Origin of the sequence: Nissabacter archeti (assembly GCF_018257325.1) — a bacterium.
In the GTDB taxonomy this organism is placed as follows: Bacteria; Pseudomonadota; Gammaproteobacteria; order Enterobacterales; family Enterobacteriaceae; genus Chimaeribacter; species Chimaeribacter arupi.
Genome location: NZ_JAERKB010000008.1, coordinates 209,657 through 229,908, shown reverse-complemented (window position 1 = coordinate 229,908; position 20,252 = coordinate 209,657). Strand labels below are relative to the sequence as shown.

14 protein-coding genes and 3 pseudogenes are annotated in these 20,252 nt (G+C 58.8%); 5 read left to right on the top strand and 12 right to left on the bottom strand.

Annotated elements, in window-relative coordinates:
* Nucleotides 1–6: 6 nt before the first annotated feature.
* The 12 genes and pseudogenes from JK232_RS23020 to lrp all read right to left on the bottom strand — a co-directional run bounded on the left by JK232_RS23020 (nt 7) and on the right by lrp (nt 13,589).
* Nucleotides 7–330 carry a 4Fe-4S dicluster domain-containing protein gene (locus JK232_RS23020; RefSeq protein ID WP_338086316.1) on the bottom strand — a complete coding sequence of 108 codons (324 nt, stop codon included), beginning with the start codon at nt 328–330 and terminating at the stop codon, nt 7–9.
* A gap of 24 nt (nt 331–354) precedes the next feature.
* A pseudogene (locus tag JK232_RS23015) lies at nt 355–567 on the bottom strand (4Fe-4S binding protein); the annotation flags it as partial.
* Nucleotides 567–1,166 carry a Tat proofreading chaperone DmsD gene (dmsD, locus tag JK232_RS12710; protein WP_101857451.1) on the bottom strand — a complete coding sequence of 200 codons (600 nt, stop codon included), beginning with the start codon at nt 1,164–1,166 and terminating at the stop codon, nt 567–569. The gene dmsD and the pseudogene JK232_RS23015, both read right to left, overlap by 1 nt.
* 62 nt (nt 1,167–1,228) lie before the next feature.
* Nucleotides 1,229–2,092, bottom strand: a complete 864-nt coding sequence (locus JK232_RS12705) for a DmsC/YnfH family molybdoenzyme membrane anchor subunit (protein WP_212589285.1) — start codon at nt 2,090–2,092, stop codon at nt 1,229–1,231.
* 1 nt (nt 2,093) lies between these two features.
* Nucleotides 2,094–2,711, bottom strand: a complete 618-nt coding sequence (locus JK232_RS12700) for a DMSO/selenate family reductase complex B subunit (protein ID WP_072925834.1) — start codon at nt 2,709–2,711, stop codon at nt 2,094–2,096.
* A gap of 10 nt (nt 2,712–2,721) precedes the next feature.
* Nucleotides 2,722–5,169 carry a dimethylsulfoxide reductase subunit A gene (dmsA, locus tag JK232_RS12695; RefSeq protein WP_212589284.1) on the bottom strand — a complete coding sequence of 816 codons (2,448 nt, stop codon included), beginning with the start codon at nt 5,167–5,169 and terminating at the stop codon, nt 2,722–2,724.
* A gap of 300 nt (nt 5,170–5,469) precedes the next feature.
* Entirely contained in the window at nt 5,470–6,762 is a 1,293-nt protein-coding gene (gene serS, locus JK232_RS12690; RefSeq protein WP_072925839.1) for a serine--tRNA ligase, read from the bottom strand.
* Between the two features lie 106 nt (nt 6,763–6,868).
* Nucleotides 6,869–8,212: a replication-associated recombination protein A gene (locus JK232_RS12685; RefSeq protein WP_212589283.1), complete on the bottom strand. Its 1,344-nt coding sequence runs from the start codon at nt 8,210–8,212 to the stop codon at nt 6,869–6,871.
* Nucleotides 8,213–8,219: 7 nt separating this feature from the next.
* A complete protein-coding gene (gene lolA / locus JK232_RS12680; RefSeq protein ID WP_072926853.1) occupies nt 8,220–8,831 on the bottom strand; it encodes an outer membrane lipoprotein periplasmic chaperone LolA in 612 nt (203 codons plus the stop codon).
* Nucleotides 8,832–9,006: 175 nt separating this feature from the next.
* A pseudogene (locus tag JK232_RS23075) lies at nt 9,007–10,950 on the bottom strand (DNA translocase FtsK); the annotation flags it as partial.
* A gap of 1,461 nt (nt 10,951–12,411) precedes the next feature.
* Nucleotides 12,412–12,972 (bottom strand): annotated as a pseudogene (locus JK232_RS23070) (DNA translocase FtsK 4TM domain-containing protein); the annotation flags it as partial.
* A gap of 122 nt (nt 12,973–13,094) precedes the next feature.
* Entirely contained in the window at nt 13,095–13,589 is a 495-nt protein-coding gene (gene lrp, locus JK232_RS12670; RefSeq protein WP_072925842.1) for a leucine-responsive transcriptional regulator Lrp, read from the bottom strand.
* 611 nt (nt 13,590–14,200) lie between these two features.
* On the opposite strand from lrp, the gene trxB reads away from it, so the two are divergent.
* From trxB to infA, 5 genes are all read left to right on the top strand, one after another.
* Nucleotides 14,201–15,175, top strand: coding sequence for a thioredoxin-disulfide reductase (gene trxB / locus JK232_RS12665; protein WP_072925844.1), 975 nt, complete (start codon nt 14,201–14,203; stop codon nt 15,173–15,175).
* 256 nt (nt 15,176–15,431) lie between these two features.
* Entirely contained in the window at nt 15,432–17,204 is a 1,773-nt protein-coding gene (cydD, locus tag JK232_RS12660) for a heme ABC transporter permease/ATP-binding protein CydD (RefSeq protein WP_072925848.1), read from the top strand.
* Nucleotides 17,205–17,206: 2 nt separating this feature from the next.
* Nucleotides 17,207–18,919: a heme ABC transporter ATP-binding protein/permease CydC gene (cydC, locus tag JK232_RS12655; protein ID WP_212589281.1), complete on the top strand. Its 1,713-nt coding sequence runs from the start codon at nt 17,207–17,209 to the stop codon at nt 18,917–18,919.
* 27 nt (nt 18,920–18,946) lie between these two features.
* Nucleotides 18,947–19,684: a leucyl/phenylalanyl-tRNA--protein transferase gene (gene aat, locus JK232_RS12650; protein WP_101827909.1), complete on the top strand. Its 738-nt coding sequence runs from the start codon at nt 18,947–18,949 to the stop codon at nt 19,682–19,684.
* Nucleotides 19,685–19,915: 231 nt separating this feature from the next.
* A complete protein-coding gene (infA, locus tag JK232_RS12645) occupies nt 19,916–20,134 on the top strand; it encodes a translation initiation factor IF-1 (RefSeq protein WP_002211347.1) in 219 nt (72 codons plus the stop codon).
* Nucleotides 20,135–20,252: the final 118 nt, after the last annotated feature.

Sequence of the window (20,252 nt, the reverse complement as noted above, 5' to 3'; positions counted from 1 at the left end):
TTGAAATCATTTATCAATGCTTGCCGGGTGAATGCCGCGCGCCACGGGAATTAATTCAATATGCCCATGATAACAAGCAAGTTTACAGGCGCCGCATCCCCAACATTGTGCAGCAATAATCGATGGCACTTTTTCTTGATTAAAAAATATTGCCGACACAGAACAGGCATTTGCACATACCCGGCATATGACAGCCAGAGGGCTTAAACACCCGGCAGTGATAACCGGGCGCAGATTAATGGCCATTCTGACGTCAGCGGAAAGTGCGCCGGCACGACAATGCTGCGTACACACCAGGCAACCATCACATGCCGCAGTATCGACAACCAATTCTGCCTTTCCCTGAATCAGGCAGATTATGCCTACCGGGCACGCGGCCGCGCACGCTCCGCACCCATTACAGCGTGCCAGAAACACCGTTTCCGGCACGGCCTGGGGCGGCCTGACAGCCACCCGACTTGCTGTCGCAGGCTGAGTGGGCCGGGCTGCATTACGCAGGCTCCGCAATAAGCCGCGACGGCTGATCCGGCGGGAGAGTGTCGCCTTTGGTGTATTGTCAGTACTCATCAGCGATACAGCGTTTTTGCGGGCACCTCGATTTCCCGTGCCTTGTGCCAGCCGGCGAGCGTGAGGCGGGTCAAGGATGCGGCGGCCTGATAAAAAGGATGTCCGGCGGCAGGTTCCAACAGCGTGAGATAACGCGGTGCCCAGGGTAACAGGTGTCCGGCAAGAAACGCATCCACATCTGCCGGGCGCTCCTCCGCCAGCCAGGCGGCCATCAACAACAATAAGCCGATATGATCTTCCGGTTCCTGCGGCGGATGATAGGACGTAATGCCCCGGGCGGCCAGCCAGTGGCGCAGTGCCAGAGTAGAGTCACCAAATACCACGCCGTCCCGATCAAGATAAACCGACCCCCACGGGGGCGCTGCAAGCGCATCAGGCCCAATAAACAGGCGCTGGTAGGCATCATTTAGCGGCTCATGGGCGTGCTGGGCAAACCGTTCAGCAAGCAAAGAGAGTTCGTCATCGGTGCCATAAGGCCAGGCCCTGACCCACGCTGCTGACATAAAAAGCGGCTTCACTGTCTCAAATTCGGGTGCGCCTGGCGGATGATAGAGCAGCGCACCACACAGGCGGCCGGTCAGGGCAAGGTTTTGCAACATGATAATAACCTTTGAAGTAAAAAACCGGCTTATACAGGTGATAAGCCGGTGATAGGAAGGCGCTAACCGCCGTAGGTCAGGCCGACGGTCATATGCAGGCCATAGAAGATCCCGCGCCCAAGCAGCTCACCGGCTACCACCAGCGCCAGACCGCTTGCCAGAATGAAAATGCCGGGCGCTTTTTGGGTGACCTGCGGCACAATCCAACAGCCCAGCCCAATAGCGATTAACGCCAGCCGCCAGCCCAGCAGTGCGCCCAGTGCCGGCACCAAAGAAGACGCCGACTGAACTGAGCTATGGAGAGTGTTTACCGCCGCCACCTGGCTGAACCAGACCACCGCGCTGATGACCAACGCCAGCAAGCTGACTAACGGCAACCACCGCACACTGCCGCGGGCCGCTACGCCCGCCGAGCGCAGGAGCAAGCCGCCCAGCAGTGGGCCGCCGATCAGGGCCGTCAGGGCAAAACTCAGTGAGGTGTACATGGGATCCCAGGTCGGCACGGTCGTGATGTGATAAACACGCCCCATAGCATAGACAAAACCTATGCCTGCCAGGCTGGTTACCAACAGCCAGAGGTTGCTGAGCGCTGTCGGCAATGTCTTGCATACCGCCAACAACCAGTACAAGCCGCCCAGCGCAAAAAACAGTGAGCCGCACGCGATCTCATTGCTGAGGGGCGAGGCACCGAGGCGGTTAAGCGCATTAAATGCCCGCAACGGGGAACCGAGGTGCATGACTGACGCCACAAAAGCCACGCCCATCACCACCCACAGGAAAAACATCCGCATCCGGACAGTGTGTATTACCCGGCTATCCTGTTTTCCCTCCGCCAGCACCCACGCCATCGCGATAAACGCGCCCACCACACACTGCCCTAATACCGTAAAAATGATCAGCGGCCATTCATGCCATCCCGTTCCCATTTCACACCTCCTTTGGATTAGCCAGATGACCGGTGGTGTCTCCTACCGGCCGGCTGTTGGCATTGGGCTTAATCACGATATTCGGCCGGGTAAAGTGCGCGGCAGGCAAGGGAGCAACGCCCGCCAGATCGCCATATTTCGCGCGCAGTTCTTCTATCGGTGCCATGTCCAACGCACGTAACGGGCAAGATTCCACGCAAATAGGCTTTTTACCCTCCGCGACACGGGCGTAGCACCCGTCGCATTTGGTCATATGCCCTTTGGCCGCATTATATTGCGGCGCGCCATAAGGGCACGCCATGTGGCAATAACGGCAGCCGATGCAGACCTCTTCATTCACCACCACAAAGCCATCATCCCGTTTATGCATCGCCCCGCTGGGGCAGACTTTAGTGCAGGCCGGGTCAGCGCAGTGATTGCAGGAGAGCGAAAGATAGTAAGCGAACACATTCTGCTGCCACCCTGCCCCCATTTTTTGCCAACTGCCGCCCGCATATTCATAGACGCGGCGGAAACTGACATCGGGCGTCAGATTTTTAAAATCCTTACACGCCAGCTCACAGGTCTTACAACCGGTACAGCGGCTGGAATCCATATAAAAGCCATATTGGGTTGTCATGATTTGCTCCTTAACCCTCTACTTTTTCGACCTGCACCAGATTGCTGTGGGAAGGGTTCCCTTTCGCCAGCGGAGAAGGCCGTTGGGAGGTCAGCACGTTAATCGAGCCGGCGTGATCGATACGCTGCGCATCAGGCGCATACCAGGCTCCTTCACCCAGGGCCACCACGCCCGGTAAAATGCGCGGCGTCACCCTGGCAGTAATCCGCACTTCACCGCGATCGTTGAAAATACGGATCAGATCACCATTGGCGATTTGCCGTGGCGCGGCATCATGCGGGTTGATCCACATCTCCTGGCGGCAAGCCGCTTTCAATACCTCTACGTTGCCGTAGGTAGAGTGAGTACGGGCTTTATAGTGAAAGCCCGTCAGTTGCAGAGGGAAGCGATGGTTGAGCGGATCATCATGACTTTCAAACCCGGCAGCGTAGATCGGTAAAGGATCAATGACATCACCCTCAGGCAGTTGCCAGATCGCAGCGATCTCCGCCAGTTGCGCGGAATAGATTTCAATTTTGCCGGACGGGGTAGCCAACGGATTGGCAATCGGATCCTGCCGGAATGCCCGATAGGCAATGTGATGGCCCTGGGGATCGCGCTGTTTAAATAGTCCCTGGCGGCGAAACTGGTCAAAATCAGGCAGCTCTGGAATAGCCTTCCGGGATTGCTGGTAGAGGTAACGCAGCCACTGCTCCTGAGTGCGGCCTTCGGTAAACTGCGCTTCGACGCCCAGCCGTTTTGCCAGCGCGCTGGTCATCTCATAAAGGGTTTTGCACTCAAAGCGTGGTGTGATGACTTGATCGGCAAAAATTACGTAGTCCATGTTGCCGCAGGAGGCATCCAGGCAGAAATCCATCTGTTCAGCGGCGGTGCAATCGGGCAAGAGAAGATCGGCGTAGCTCGCCGAGGCGGTCATGTGGTTGTCAATCACCACAATCATCTCACACAGTGAATCATCCTGAAGGATTTCCTGCGTCCGGTTAATATCGGAATGCTGATTGATCAGGCAGTTACCGGCATAATTCCAGATAAATTTAATGGGCACATCTAACTTATCTTTGCCGCGTACCCCATCACGCAGTGCAGTCATTTCCGGGCCACGAAGGATAGCGTCCGTCCACATAAACATGGAAATGCTGGCCTTCACCGGGTTTTCCAGTGTCGGCATCCGCACGAAAGGCATGGCGTATGCCCCTTCGCGGGCACCTGAATTCCCGCCTGAAATACCGACATTGCCGGTCAGGATCGCCAGCATCGCGATGGCCCGGGTAGTTGTTTCACCGTTGGCATGGCGTTGCGGCCCCCATCCCTGGGAGATAAAAGCGGGTTTGGCCTGGCCGATTTCCCGCGCCAGCTGGATAATTTTCGCTTCATGGACGCCGGTAATGGCCGCCGCCCAGGCAGGGGTCTTCGCGGTGGCATCTTTACCCTGGCCCAGGATGTAGGCTTTATAACTGGCCTGCGCCGGAATGCCGGGGGGCAAGGTTTTCTCGTCGTAACCCACACAGTAGGTATCAAGAAACGCCTGATCCACCAGGTTTTCGGTGATCATTATATAGGCTAATGCCGCGGCCAGGGCGGCGTCCGTGCCGGGGCGCAAAGGGACCCATTCATCTTCCCTGCCTGCGCCGGTATCGGTATAGCGCGGGTCAATGATAATCAGGCGGGCGTTGGATTTCTGGCGTGCCTGTTCCAGATAATAAGTCACCCCACCGCCGCTCATCCGCGTTTCACCTGGGTTGTTGCCGAACAGTACCACCAGCTTGCTGTTTTCAATATCAGACGGGCTGTTGCCGTCTGCCCAGCCGCCGTAGGTGTAATTCAGGCCGGCAGCAATCTGGGCCGAGCTGTAGTCACCATAGTGGTTAAGATAGCCGCCGCAACAGTTCATCAGCCGGGCAATCAGGGTTTTTCCCGGCGGCCAGGAGCGGGTCATGGTGCCGCCCAGCGTCCCGGTACCGTAATTCAGATAAATAGCTTCATTGCCATAATCCCGGATAATGTGTTTCAGCGTGCCGGCCAGCGTATCTAAGGCTTCGTCCCAACTGATGCGTTTAAACTTCCCTTCGCCACGCTTGCCTACCCGCTTCATCGGGTACTTCAGACGATCGGGATGCGCGATCCGCCGCCGCATTGAACGCCCGCGCAGGCAGGCACGCACCTGATGCAGCCCTTCATAGTCATCGTCGCCGGTGTTATCGGTTTCTACATAAAGAATTTCATCGTTAACGACGTGCATGCGTAACGGGCAGCGGCTGCCGCAATTAACCGTACAGGCACTCCAGACGACCTTTTCCTGCCTCTGAATTGCCTTTTCCGGCACGGTTTCCGCGCGACCCTGCGCGAAGGGCAATGTTATGCCGCCGGCTGCCCATGCCAGCGCACCAGCACCGCCTTTCATCAAAACGCGGCGGCTGAGGGGGGTTTCCAGTAAGGGGGTTATTTCAGAATCGCTCATGTCATTCCCTTTTCTTGGCTCACAAATGTGTCGTTACGGACACCCTGCGCGGCAACCTGTCGTGTTTTTAATAAAAGGGGCCGTCATCCTGTTCCCCCTCTGCCGCATGACTGGCCGGAAAATACGCCTCTTATCGGGTAAGCACTTTGTTTCGTATCAAGTAAATGCCAATGCCGGGCTCTGCCAATCAGGCAGTGATCAAAAATGGGAAGTGGCGCGAAGAAATGAAAGAAAGGAAGGCAGCACTGAAAAAAGGCATAAAAAAAGCGCCCGCAGGCGCTTTTCAGTCAAACGTTGGCATCAGCCGATGTGGGTCGCGCCGCGCATATAAGGACGCAGCGCTTCTGGGATCTCAATGCGGCCATCTGCCTGCTGATAGTTTTCCAGCACGGCCACCAGCGTACGGCCAACGGCCAGACCGGAACCGTTCAGGGTATGCACTAGGCGCGGTTTCTTCTCGGTTTTGCTGCGGCAACGGGCTTGCATACGGCGTGCCTGGAAATCCCCCATATTGGAACAGGAAGAGATTTCACGGTAGGTATTCTGCGCCGGCAACCACACTTCCAGATCGTAGGTTTTCGTCGAACCAAAGCCCATGTCACCGGTGCAGAGCAGCACTTTGCGGTAAGGCAGGTTCAGCAGCTGCAACACCTTCTCTGCGTGGCCGGTCAACTCTTCCAGCGCCTGCATCGACTCTTCCGGACGTACGATCTGTACCATTTCGACTTTATCGAACTGGTGCATACGGATCAGGCCACGGGTATCACGCCCGTATGAGCCCGCTTCAGAACGGAAGCACGGAGTATGCGCCGTAAGTTTCAGCGGCAGCGACTCTTCTTCCAGGATCTCATCACGCACCAGGTTGGTCAGCGGGACTTCTGCCGTTGGGATCAGCGCATAGTTGCTGCTGGTGGACTCTTCTTCCAACGGTTTGGTATGGAACAGATCTTCACCGAATTTCGGCAACTGGCCGGTACCGTACAGGGTGTCATGGTTGACCAGATAAGGCACATACGCTTCCTGATAACCGTGCTGCTCAGTGTGCAGATCGATCATGAACTGTGCCAGCGCGCGGTGCAGGCGGGCAATCTCCCCTTTCATGACCACAAAGCGGGAACCCGTCAGCTTAACGGCTGCGGCAAAGTCCAGCCCGCCGGCCATTTCACCCAGCTCAACATGGTCACGTACCGGGAAATCATACTGGCGTGGTTCACCCCAGCGGCTGATTTCCTGATTTTCGCTGTCATCTTTGCCGTTAGGCACTGCATCATCCGGCAGGTTAGGGATCGCCAGGGCAATGTCACGAATTTCACTCTGCAGGGCATCCAGCTGCACTTTCGCGCTATCCAGTTTCTCACCCAGTACGTTTACTTCCTGGCGCAGAGGTTCGATATCTTCGCCACGGCCTTTGGCAGCACCGATCGATTTCGATCGTGCATTACGCTCAGCCTGAAGATTTTCGGTTTCGACCTGCAACACTTTACGGCGTTCTTCCAGCGCACGTAATTTTTCCACGTCGAGAGTGAAGCCCCTGCGAGCCAGTTTTTCAGCGACCGCGTCCAGCTCAGTACGCAGTAAATTGGGATCGAGCATGCTAATCCTGTGCTTGTAGTTATTGAATGATATGTAACGAAAGATACCGCGAATAATCGCGGTATCCTGACGGTAATAATGAGATAACCTTACCGCAAGCCACCCATCAGCGGTAGCGTTTTATCGGGCTATTTTGATCCTGTTCAGACAACCATGCCAGCTTTTCACCAATTTTACCTTCCAGCCCACGGCTGGTCGGGAAATAGTACTGGGTGGCCGCCATTTCAGGCGGGAAATAGTTCTCACCGGCCGCGTAGGCGTTGGGTTCATCATGCGCGTATCGGTACTCTGCCCCAAGCCCCATCTCTTTCATCAGCCTGGTCGGTGCGTTACGCAGATGCTCCGGCACGTCAAAATCGTTCTGTTCACGCGCATCACGCATTGCGGCTTTAAATGCGGTATACACAGCATTACTTTTCGGCGCGCACGCCAGATAAACAATGGCCTGCGCAATCGCCCGTTCGCCTTCAGCCGGGCCGACACGGGTAAAACAGTCCCAGGCGGCGATGGCAACCTGCATGGCGCGCGGGTCAGCATTGCCGACATCTTCGGACGCAATAGCCAATAACCGGCGCGCGACATACAGCGGATCCCCGCCGGCCGTAATAATCCGCGCATACCAGTACAGGGCGGCATCGGGTGCGGAGCCGCGTACGGACTTATGCAAGGCGGAGATCAGGTCATAATAGCGATCGCCTTTGTTATCAAAGCGGGCGCTGCGCTCACCGGAGACCTCTTTCAGCAGCGCCGGAGTCAGGGTACGTACCCCTTTCTTATCCGCCTCCGCCATATCTGCCATCATTTCCAGGCTGTTCAACGCCCGCCTGGCATCGCCGTTCACCAGTTCAGCCAGCATACGGCGTGTCTCATCCGGTACCACAATCTGCCGCCCGCCCAGCCCGCGTTTGTTGTCATTCATGGCCTGATCGATCACTTTTTCAATGTCGTCAGGCGTCAGCGCTTTCAGCAGATACACCCGCGCGCGGGACAACAATGCGGAGTTGAGTTCAAACGAGGGGTTTTCCGTGGTCGCGCCAATAAAGGTAATAGTGCCGTCTTCGATATGCGGCAGGAACGCATCCTGCTGGCTTTTATTGAAACGATGCACCTCATCCACGAACAAAATAGTGCGCCGCCCGGCATTGCGGTTTTGCCGCGCCCGCTCAATGGCTTCACGAATCTCTTTAATGCCGGACGTCACCGCAGAAATGCGCTCGACATCAGCCTGCCCATAACGGCCAATCAGCTCAGCCAGTGTGGTTTTGCCGGTACCGGGCGGCCCCCACAGGATCATAGAGTGCAGGTGACCGGCTTCAATGGCACGCGGCAACGGTTTGCCGGGGGCCAATAAATGCTGCTGGCCGATATACTCGGCCAGCGTTTCAGGCCGCATCCGTGCAGCCAGGGGTTGGAACTCGTTCTGTGAAAAATCGAGTGACAAATTACTCACGCGCACCTCACTGGCGCTGGTCGTCCAGCGTCACCCCCTTCGGCGGGGTAAATTTGAATTTCCCGGCATCAACAGCGCCATTCTGCTGAGTTTTCAGGTTATAGGCGCTGCGCTGCCCATCCTGCTCTACAGCGGTAAAGCTTTTGATCGTGCCGTCATTGGTCACGGTAATGGCGAACTGCTTCAGGTTGCCGTTGGCGGATTTCGGCGTCAGCTCAAAATTATCGCCCTGCTGTTTCACATCGTAGTTCGCCCAGTCGCTGCTGCTGTTACGGGTGATCAACATAAACGGCGTGTTACCGGTGGCGTTCTTCAGCCAGGTCGCCGTGACCTGCTCAACAAAAGGATTATAGAACCACAGTGTTTCGCCGTCAGAGACCAGCACGCTTTCGTCCGGGGATGTCATATGCCAGTTAAACAGATTCGGGCGTTTTACCCACAGTTCACCTTCGCCCTGCTGGACGTCAGATCCATCATCTGCGGTGACTTTCTGGGTAAAACTGGCGTGGAAACTGTTTACTTTGCCCAGGCGGCTTTTCAGATCGCTGCTGGCATCCGCCAACACGGAGGCTGAGGTAAATGCCGCCAACAGGCAGCCTGCTGCTAATAATTTTTTCATTCTGACCATGACCTCATACATTCCATGATTACCGGGACACACTAATGATTTCATTAGCTAAGTGGTGTAACTGTATCGGATTGTGGTTTGCCGCCGGTAGGTTATTTATCTCAAAACGCCTGCTTTTACGCTTCTTTGCATAAGGGCCGCGATGCGGCCCTTATCAGTGGAGAGATTACTCGTGCGGAGGCGGTGCCAGCACATCGCGGTTGCCGTTGTGCCCCGGCTCACTGACGATCCCCTGCGCTTCCATCTGTTCAATGATACGTGCCGCCCGGTTATACCCGATGCGGAACTGGCGCTGCACCCCGGAAATCGAGGCACGGCGCTTATCAATCACAAAAGCGACAGCCTGGTCAAACAGCGGATCCAGCTCCTCATCACTGTCAAGGCCACCGCCGCCCTCGCCCTCTTCAGCGCCACTGGTGATGCTGTCGATATAACGTGGGCGCCCGCGGGCTTTCCAGTCCTGTACCACGGCGTGCACTTCCTGATCGCGCACGAAGGCGCCATGCACACGCACCGGGATAGAGGAGTTAGGTGCCATATAGAGCATGTCCCCCATGCCCAGCAGAGACTCTGCGCCGCCCTGATCCAGGATGGTACGCGAGTCAATTTTACTGGAGACGGTAAAGGCGATACGCGTCGGGATGTTGGCTTTAATCAGGCCGGTGATCACATCCACCGATGGCCGCTGGGTAGCCAGCACCAGGTGAATACCGGCGGCACGCGCTTTTTGCGCCAGCCGGGCGATCAGTTCCTCAACCTTTTTACCCACGGTCATGATCAGGTCAGCAAACTCGTCAACCATCACCACGATGTAAGGCTCACGCTCCAGCACCGGTGGTGTGATGTCCATGCTGTCGGTGGGTTTCCAGAACGGATCGGGGATCGGGCGGCCCATTGCTTCAGCCTGGTCAACCCGCTCGTTATAGCCGGCCAGGTTACGTACCCCTAACGCGGACATCAGCTTATAGCGGCGCTCCATCTCGCCTACGCACCAGTTCAGCGCATTGGCCGCTTTCTTCATGTCTGTGACCACTTCGGTTAACAGATGAGGAATGCCTTCATAGACCGACAGCTCAAGCATTTTCGGGTCAATCATGATAAAGCGCACATCTTCCGGCTTCGCTTTATACAACATGCTGAGGATCATGGCGTTAACGCCCACAGACTTACCGGAACCCGTCGTACCGGCAACCAGCAAGTGCGGCATTTTCGCCAGATCGGCCACCACCGGCTGACCGGAAATATCTTTACCGAGCACCACAGAAAGCGGTGAAGGGTTGTCACGGAAGGCCGGGCAGTCCAGCACTTCGCGCAGATAGACCGTTTGCCGTTTGGTGTTCGGTAACTCCAGCCCGACATAAGGCTTGCCGGGGATCACTTCGACCACACGCACTGCAGACGTTGAGAGCGAGCGGGCCAGATCGCGTGACAGGTTGGAAATACGCGCGGCCTTCACGCCCGGCGCCAGATCCAGCTCAAAGCGGGTGATGACCGGCCCCGGCAGAATATCGACGACATCTGCCTTTACGCGGTAGTCAGCCAGGCTGGCTTCCACCAGCCGGGCTTTCTGCTCCAGCGCAAACATGTCGACCGGTGCCACTTCGGTAGGCGCAGCCGTCAGCAGATCCAGCGTCGGCAGCGGCGTAGTGGGCTTCTCCAGCGGCTGATCGTGACGCACCAGGAACGGGTGGAACAGGCTGTCCATTGCCGGTTTAGGGGTATCCTCAACCGGCGGCGAATAGGCCTCTTCCGGTTCTGCGCGATAAACCGGCTGCTCGGGTTGCCGTGCCGGTTGCGGTGCTTCCGGGCGATAAGCCGGGGTTGCCGGTTCAGGCCGGTAAGCGGCCGGTTCTGCCGGGCGGGCCGGTTCTGCCGGGCGGGCCGGTTGCGGCGCTTCCGGGCGGTAAGCCGGGGTTGCCGGTTCAGGCCGGTAAGCGGCCGGTTCTGCCGCACGGGCCGGTTGCGGCGCTTCCGGGCGGTAAGCCGGGGTTGCCGGTTCAGGTCGGTAAGCGGCCGGTTCTGCCGGACGGGCTGGTTGCGGCGCTTCCGGGCGGTAAGCCGGGGTTGCCGGTTCAGGTCGGTAAGCGGCCGGTTCTGCCGGACGGGCAGGTTGCGGCGCTTCCGGGCGATAAGCCGGGGTTGCAGGCTCTACATGGTAAGCAGGTGCCTGCTGCGGCGCCTGGTAAGCGGCCGGTGGCTGTTGAGCCGGCGCGTAGGCAGGCGGCGGCGTCACGGCGTCCGTCTCCGGCGGCAATGTAAACATCGGCTCTGACGAGGCATTATCCGTCAGGTCATCCGCCGGTGAGAAGGAGAACGCATTGGTGTTGCGGGCCATACTGGCCGCTGCCGCAGTCACCGCAGCTGACGCCACAGACGCGGCAGCCAGGCCGCTGCCCTGTCCCGCCGCAGGGCCAGACGGTGCCGCAGGCGGTGTGCTGCCGTAGCGCGCCTGTTCCCGCGCAGCGAAGGCGGTACGCAGGCTATCTTCATCTTCATGCAACGGTTCTGCCGCTGGTTGCGGCGCGGCGTCAGAGACCGTGTTATGCGGTGTGCTGTAACGCTGCTGCTGTTGCTCGGCAAACGCGCGGCTCAGGGCGGCCTCTTCATCGGCGTCCGCCTGCGCGACAGCAGGGGTTTCTTCCGCCTGATAACCGGCACCATAGCGTTGCTGCTGTTGCTCAGCAAATGCCGCACCCAGCGCCTCTTCATGAGCGGCATCCTCGCCATCATCTGAGGCGGCGGAGGCCTCACGGGCGGCCTGTTCTGCCTGGCGTTGTGACGGCAGTTTAATGCCATAAGACGCCAGTTCACGCCGGGTAGGGATACGTACCGGGTTTGGTCGCGGCAATTCCGGGCCAATGCCCTGTTTCACCTGCGGGTTGCTTTCACTCACCGCGCTGAACGCAGGCATAAAGGTCGCACCTGCTACAGACGCATCGTCTGCATCAGCCTGGCGTGATGCCCCGCCCAGTACGTTGCCGTTAGCCGGCAGATCGTCACTCTCCTGCTGAGCCGCTGAGAAATCGAAAGGTGAATGGGCCGTTTCCGCGTCCTGCCAGTTGCCAAGGCGCGGGCCTTCATCCTCATCGGCCAAAGGCTCAGGGCGGCCGCCGGTAAGGTGGGTCGGGGTGGGCGTGACCTGCGGCGGTGCCTCTGCCTCTTCCGGCAGTTCAAAGCGGTAGCGCGGCGGAGCCGGTTGCACGGCCTCAGCAGCGGCAACCACAGGCGTTGCATCCACCGGGTTTACCGGCGCGGCGGCAGGGGCCTGCGCCACCGGTGCCACGTGCTCAGCCGGAGCAGCCGGAGCAGCCGGAGCAGCCGGAGCAGCCGGAGCAGCCGGAGCAGCCGGAGCAGCCGGAGCAGCCGCGAGGGTAGCCGCAGACGGTGCGGAGAACAATACATCGTCGTCGTCCGCGGTGGTCAGCTGAGGCACGGGTTCCGCCGTGTCATGGCGCACAGCCGGCACGTCCGGCAACGCCTCTTCCTCGTCCTCATCATCATAAGGATCGTCATGGCGCGAGCGGTTGGTCATAAAGGTGGCCGCACCCAGCACGACCCCACCGATGCGTTCAGCAATCGTCAGCCAGGACCAGCCGGTAAACAGCGTAAAAGCGATCGCCCATACGCCGAGCAGGGCCAGCGTCGCGCCCATGCTGTTGACCCACGGCGTCAGCGCGTTGCTCAGCAGGCTGCCGATTACGCCGCCGGAGGCGAAGTAATAGAGATCATCGATGTTCAGCGCCGCCAGACCACAGGAGGTCAGCACCAGCGCCAGCACGCCGATAAGCCGCAGGGAAAGGGTGAAGTAATCGATGTATTCACTGCTGCCGCGCTGGCGGTAAGAGGCCCAGCACATCATCAGCATCAGGGGAGGAATGGCATAGGCAAACACACCAAAGGTGAAGAACAGCGTATCAGCCATCCAGGCACCGACTCCGCCACCCACATTATGAATCGGCTCATGCCACGCTGTCTGTGACCAACTGGGGTCAGAAGGATTAAAACTGAGCAGCGCTGCCATGAGATAAATCCCGAAAAGCGCAATAAGCACCAGCAAGGCTTCAAGTAACCGCCGGCTGCCGCTGACTTTTTTCAGGCCAAACTCTTTATCTTCTGTGTATTCCTGGCTCAAGAAAGGCTCTCCAGGTTCCTGTGAACTGAAATAGCAACAGCGCCGGGAACCCTTCCCGGCGCGTGGGCTGTATGGATAAACAGGAGTGTAGCGAATATATTCAGGTTTTGCACCTGCAGGTTTTACCGGGTCTTGATGACCAGACGGTTACTCTGTTTCACTTCTTCCATTACCACATACGTACGGGTGTCATTGACGCCCGGCAGGCGCAACAGCGTTTCGCCCAACAGTTTGCGGTAAGCGGACATATCCGGCACACGGGTTTTCAACAGATAGTCGAAATCCCCGGAGACCAGATGACACTCCTGGATATCTTCCAGCTTCTGAACTGCAGCATTGAATTGCTCAAAAACATCCGGCGCACCACGGTTGAGGGTGATCTCAACGAACACCAGCAGCGAGGCATCCAGATAATGAGGATTGAGCAATGCGGTATAACCATGAATGAAATTCTGCCGCTCAAGGCGACGGACACGCTCCAAACACGGCGTAGGGGATAACCCTACCCGTTTAGAAAGCTCGACGTTGGAGATGCGGCCATCCTTTTGTAATTCATTCAGGATGTTGCGATCTATGCGGTCGAGATCTTTTCCCGGTCGTTTTTTGTTGTCTGCCATTATTATTGTCTCTCTTCTGTCCTTCCCTGTCTTTACACACCCTGCCAACTTCATGTGTTAAGGGTTTGTCCCAAGCGAATACCCAATGCCTGTGTTTGCCGCCAGACACGACGCTCCACCCTTCCCGGCGCTTGCCTGTCAACCGGCACCGTTCAGTGATGAAATCTGGCTAACAGAAGAATTAATCGCTGAATATTCTGCCGGTGAGGCATGGCAGAACGCTTTGCGTGTGTTTAATTTCTTCTTGCAGAGATGTTTTCGCAAATGCGCAGCCGATTGTCAAAGTAAAAGAACCAAAATCAGAAGAACGTGCCAGATTAAAAAATAACCACAGGGCACTTTATAGTGGATTCCGCTGTACAGCAGCGCATCGGCCGGAAAGCATGAGCCGCGCCAACGCTTGATATCACAGCATTTATCACTGTCTTCCCTTTACACACCGCGTGGGACGCAGTCGATTGCTTTTTCACACATTTCCGTTTCTGACTAATTAAAAATAGGTAAAAACTATCAAACAAATTGATAACAACATCAGCGCACTCTTTTGTTAGCGAGATAATTTCCCTACAATCGCTTTCATTAGATTATTCCGCAGGCGGAGACGAAAATTCATGGATACAGTGAAACACAGTAAGTTGTTGATTCTGGGCTCAGGCCCGGCCGGTTATACCGCAGCAGTCTATGCGGCGCGTGCCAATTTGCATCCGGTTCTGGTGACCGGTATGGAGAAAGGCGGCCAGCTCACCACCACCACAGACGTCGAAAACTGGCCGGGTGATCCGGAAGGCCTGACCGGCCCGCTGCTGATGGAGCGGATGCATGAGCACGCAGCCAAATTCAACACTGAAATCCTGTTTGACCATATCCACAGTGTTGACCTGCAAACCCGCCCGTTCCGCCTCACCGGCGACAACGGCGTGTATACCTGTGATGCGCTGATCATTGCCACCGGGGCTTCCGCACGCTACCTGGGCCTGCCGTCTGAAGAAGCGTTCAAAGGCCGCGGCGTGTCTGCCTGCGCCACCTGTGACGGCTTCTTCTACCGTAACCAGAAAGTCGCGGTGGTCGGCGGCGGCAACACCGCGGTGGAAGAGGCGCTTTACCTCTCCAACATCGCCTCTGAGGTTCACCTGATTCACCGCCGTGACACTTTCCGTGCGGAAAAAATCCTGATTGACCGCCTGAACGAAAAAGTGGCCAGCGGCAACATCGTGCTGCACACCAACCGCACCCTGGATGAAGTGGTCGGCGATCAGATGGGCGTGACCGGCGTGCACCTGCGCACGGCGCTGACGGATGAGATCGAGAAAGTGGAGGTCGCAGGCGTCTTTATTGCTATCGGCCACAGCCCGAACACGGCGATTTTCAACGGCCAGCTGGAACTGGAAAACGGCTATATCAAAGTTCAGTCCGGCCTGCACGGCAATGCGACCCAGACCAGCATCCCCGGCGTCTTCGCCGCCGGTGACGTGATGGACCACAGCTACCGCCAGGCGATCACCTCCGCCGGTACCGGTTGTATGGCCGCCCTGGACGCCGAGCGCTACCTCGATGGACTGGCTGCGGCACAATGCAGCGCTGAGTAACCCGCACTGACTGATTTCTTTCAGAAAATTATGCGAAAAGGCGGCCTCCGGGCCGCCTTTCTATTTTCAGCCCGGCCACTGACGCGGTAACATGTGCGCGGTCGTGAAAATAGACCTTCAACGATCAGGGATTTGGCACCCGTGCCATATTTTTTCATGCGCTTATCTTTCCCGTCGGCCGGTATTGGCCGCTGCCGGTAATGCGCATGCCACCGCTATGCAGCCCTTTGCATGTTCTGTGCGGACAGATGGCCTGATGAATAAAACAAGACAACAAGAATTACTCCAGTGGCTCCGTCAACAGCGTGCGCCTGCGCGTCGCTGGCTGCAGGTGTCTATGCTGCTCGGCGTGTTCAGCGGCCTGCTGCTGCTGTTGCAGGCGGCCCTGATGGCGACCTTGCTGGATGCGCTTATCGTGCACGCTCTGCCGCGCGAATCCCTGCTGAAACTCTTCATCCTGCTGGCGGTGGCATTCCTGCTGCGCGGCCTGCTGGCGCTGATGCGTGAACGCGTGGGTTTCCAGTGTGGTGTGCAGGTGCGCCGGCTGATCCGCCAGCGTGTGCTCGACCGGCTGGCGCAGCTTGGCCCGGCCTGGATCAGCGGCAAACCGGCAGGCAGTTGGGCAACGCTCATCCTGGAACAGATTGACGATATGCAGGAGTATTATGCTCGCTACCTGCCGCAGATGTTTCTGGCAGGCATTATCCCGCTGATGATCCTGCTTGCGATTTTTCCGCTTAACTGGGCCGCCGGGCTGATTCTGCTGGTGACCGCCCCGTTGATCCCGCTGTTTATGGCACTGGTCGGGATGGGGGCCGCTGATGCCAACCGGCGCAATTTTGCCGCGCTGGCACGCCTGAGCGGCAATTTCCTCGACAGCCTGCGCGGCCTGGACACCCTGCGCCTGTTCCACCGGGCACATGCAGAGCGCCACGCCATCCGCCAGGCGTCAGAGTCTTTCCGGGCGCGTACCATGGAGGTGCTGCGGCTGGCCTTTCTCTCCTCCGCGGTGCTGGAGTTTTTTGCTTCGGTGTCGATTGCCGTCGTCGCGGTCTATTTCGGCTTCTCCTATCTCGGTGAGCTGCATTTCGGCAGCTACGGCACCGGCGTCACGCTGTTTGCCGGTTTTCTGGTGCTGATTCTGGCACCCGAATTCTTCCAGCCCCTGCGCGACCTCGGCACCTTTTACCATGCCAAGGCGCAGGCAGTCGGCGCCGCTGAAACGCTGGTCACCTTTCTGACCCGGCAGCCGGATGAGCGGGCACCGGGGCAAGGCGATACGCCGTTCAGCGCCGATGCACCGGTGAGCCTGGAGGCAGACGCGCTGGAGATCCTCTCGCCGGACGGCAACGTGCTGGCCGGGCCGCTGACTTTCCGGGTTGCGGCCGGTCAGCGCATCGCGATCGTCGGGTTGAGCGGGGCCGGGAAAAGCTCCCTGCTGAATGCCCTGCTCGGTTTCCTGCCCTACCGCGGCACGTTGCGGGTAAACCAGCAGGCCTTAGAGACGCTTGAGCCACTGAGCTGGCGGCAGCACATTGCCTGGGTCGGGCAAAACCCGCACCTCCCGGCAGCCACCGTGCGGCAAAATATCCTGCTGGGTAACCCGGAGGCAACGCCCGATGCGCTGCACACCGCCCTGGCGCGCGCTTACGTGGATGAATTTTTGCCGCTGTTGCCTGACGGCCTCGATACCCCCATCGGCGACCACGCGGCCCGCCTCTCTGTCGGGCAGGCCCAGCGGGTGGCCGTAGCGCGGGCGCTGCTGGCCCCCGGCCGGTTACTGTTGCTGGATGAACCCGCCGCCAGCCTGGACGCCCACAGCGAACAGCGGGTCATGGCGGCGCTTGGCGAGGCGGCCACACACCAGACCACATTGCTGGTTACGCACCGGCTGGAAGATACCCGGCAATGCGATGAAATCTGGGTAATGCAGCACGGCCAGATTGCCGAACGCGGCCACTACGATCACCTGTGCACTCAGGCGGGCCCCTTCGCCCGCCTGCTGGCCCAACGCAGCGGAGAACTCTGACCATGCGCCTGCTCTTGCCCTATCTCGCCCTTTACCGTCGCCACAGCGGCCGCATGTTGCTCGGCATCCTGCTGGCGATTGTGACGTTGCTGGCCAGTATCGGCCTGCTGGCCCTCTCCGGCTGGTTCCTGGCGGCGTCTGCCGTGGCCGGGTTCGCCGGGCTGTACAGTTTTAACTATATGCTGCCGGCGGCCGGGGTTCGCGGTGCCGCTATTTTCCGCACTGCCGGGCGCTATGCTGAACGGCTGGTCAGCCACGACGCGACTTTCCGCGTGCTCTCCCACCTGCGGGTGGACACGTTTTCCCGCATTATGCCGCTGTCACCCGGCGGGCTGGTGCGCTTTAAACAGGCGGACCTGCTTAACCGGCTGGTGGCGGACGTCGACACGCTGGACCATCTCTACCTCCGGGTGATCTCGCCGCTGGTCAGCGCGCTGGTGGTGATTCTGGTGGTGGCGGCCGGGCTGAGCTGGCTGGATCTCACCCTGGCCCTAACACTTTCCGGCATCATGCTGGCATTGCTGCTGCTGTTGCCGCTGATGTTCTACCGCGCCGGTAAACCGGTCGGCCGGGCGCTGACTACGTTGCGCAGCGACTACCGCATCCAGCTCACCGCCTGGCTTCAGGGTCAGGCGGAACTGGTGATTTATGGCGCCGGTGGCCGCTTCCGGCAGGCGCTGGACGCCACGGAGCAGCAATGGCAGCACCAGCAGCAGCAGCAGGCGATGCTGAGCGGGTTGGCGCAGGCGATCATGATCGGGGCCACCGGGCTGACGGTCACGCTGATGTTCTGGCTGGCAGCGGGCAGCATGGATTCCACAGGGGCGTTGATGGCGCTGGTGGTGTTCGCCACGCTGGCCGCGTTTGAAGCACTGGGGCCGGTCGCCGGGGCGTTCCAGCACCTTGGGCAGGTGATTGCCTCCGCCGGGCGGTTGCAGGCCATCACCGGCCAGCAGCCAACAGTGACGTTCCCGCCTCAGGGCGTGGCGGCGGCCTCACCCGCCCTGACGTTGGATAATGTCAGCTTTACTTACCCCGGCCAGCCGTTCCCGGTGGTGAAAGGCGTCACGCTACACGTGGATGCCGGGGAACATATCGCGCTGCTCGGCCGCACCGGCTGTGGTAAATCGACCCTGCTTCAGCTGCTGACCCGCGCCTGGGATGTGCAGGCCGGGAGCATCCAACTGGGCGGCCACCCGATTGCAGACTATGATGAAGCCACCCTGCGCCGCACTATGACGCTGGTGCCGCAGCGGGTGCATGTGTTCAACAGCACACTGCGTGACAACCTGCGGCTGGCCGCGCCGGAGGCGGAGGATGCCCGGCTGTCTGAGGTGCTGCATCAGGTCGGGCTGGGCGCGCTGCTGGAAAACAGCGGCCTGAACAGCTGGCTGGGTGAAGGCGGGCGGCCGCTCTCGGGTGGTGAGCAACGGCGGATAGGCATTGCGCGTGCGCTGTTGCATGATGCGCCGCTGGTGCTGCTGGATGAGCCCACCGAGGGGCTGGATGCCGAAACCGAACAGCAGATCCTGGCGCTGCTGCGCCGGCACTGCCGGGGTAAAACGCTGATCATGGTGACGCACCGCCTGCATGGCCTGCACCACCTGGATCGGATCTGCGTGATGGATGACGGTAAACTCCTTGAGCAGGGGTCGCATCACCTCCTGCTGGCGGCCGGCGGCCGTTATGCGCACTTCCAGCAACACCTGGCCTGATACCCGACAACGGAAATAAGGAGCGTTATGCGTGTCGTACAACTTTCGCCTCACTCGCTGTTATTTCCTCACGCGGAAAGCGCCTTGCGTGAGCCGAACGGGCTGCTGGCCGTCGGGGGTGATCTCTCCCCTGCCCGCCTGATGTCCGCTTACCGTTGCGGCATTTTCCCCTGGTTTAACCCCGGTGAAATGATTTTATGGTGGTCGCCCGATCCGCGTGCGGTGCTGTTCCCGGCGGATCTGCACATCAGCCGCAGTATGCGCCGCTTTCTGCGCCACTGCCCGTTCAGCTTTACCCTGAACCATGCGTTTAAGCAGGTGGTGGACGCCTGCGCCGAAGCACGCAGTGACGGCACCTGGATAGGGCCGCAGATTGCGCGGGCCTATCATCGGCTGCACCAGGAAGGGATCGCGCACTCCATTGAAGTCTGGCTGGGCGGCGAGCTGGTGGGCGGGATGTATGGCGTGGCGCAAGGCAGGCTATTTTGCGGCGAATCGATGTTCAGCCGCAGCACTAACGCCTCGAAGGCAGCGATGGTGGTGTTCTGCCACCATTTCACCGGGCACGGCGGCCAATTGCTGGATTGCCAGGTGCTGAATGACCATACCGCATCACTGGGTGCGACAGAGATCCCGCGCCGGGCATTTCTCGCCGCCTTACGGGAAATGCAGCAGCAAACCCTGGCGGAGGGGTGCTGGCAAAAGCAGGTATTATCGCTGCCGCCCACCCTGTTCACGCCTGCCGCATCCGGCCCGCGCCCTTGACAGGCCGCCCCGGCGGCGGCATTGGCTGAAATTAATTCCATGCCGGGCGCAGAAATGTGGTATCATTTTCTTTCACCATACCCCTGATTTATGTACATTTTTGGTTGCGTCTCCCACCATATCCGGTTTAACAACCACTTAGGGCGGAGCGAATGCCTCCTTTACATAATGTGGGTTTTTCGGCATTATCTTGCCGGTTAAAAACTAAGGTAGTAAAACCTAGAGGACTCGATGGCCAAAGAAGACAATATTGAAATGCAGGGTACCGTGCTTGATACGCTGCCGAACACCATGTTCCGCGTTGAATTGGAAAACGGACACGTGGTTACCGCACACATCTCCGGTAAAATGCGTAAGAACTACATCCGTATTCTGACGGGCGACAAAGTCACTGTTGAGCTGACCCCGTACGACCTGAGCAAAGGCCGCATTGTCTTCCGTAGCCGTTAATCGGCGCATCTCCCGCTGATCTATTCCGGCGAACAATCAGGGAATTTATCCCTTGCGCCCTTCCGGTTTCCGGTCAGGGCGTTTTGTTATGGATGCAATATGCGGTTTATGTCCCGGT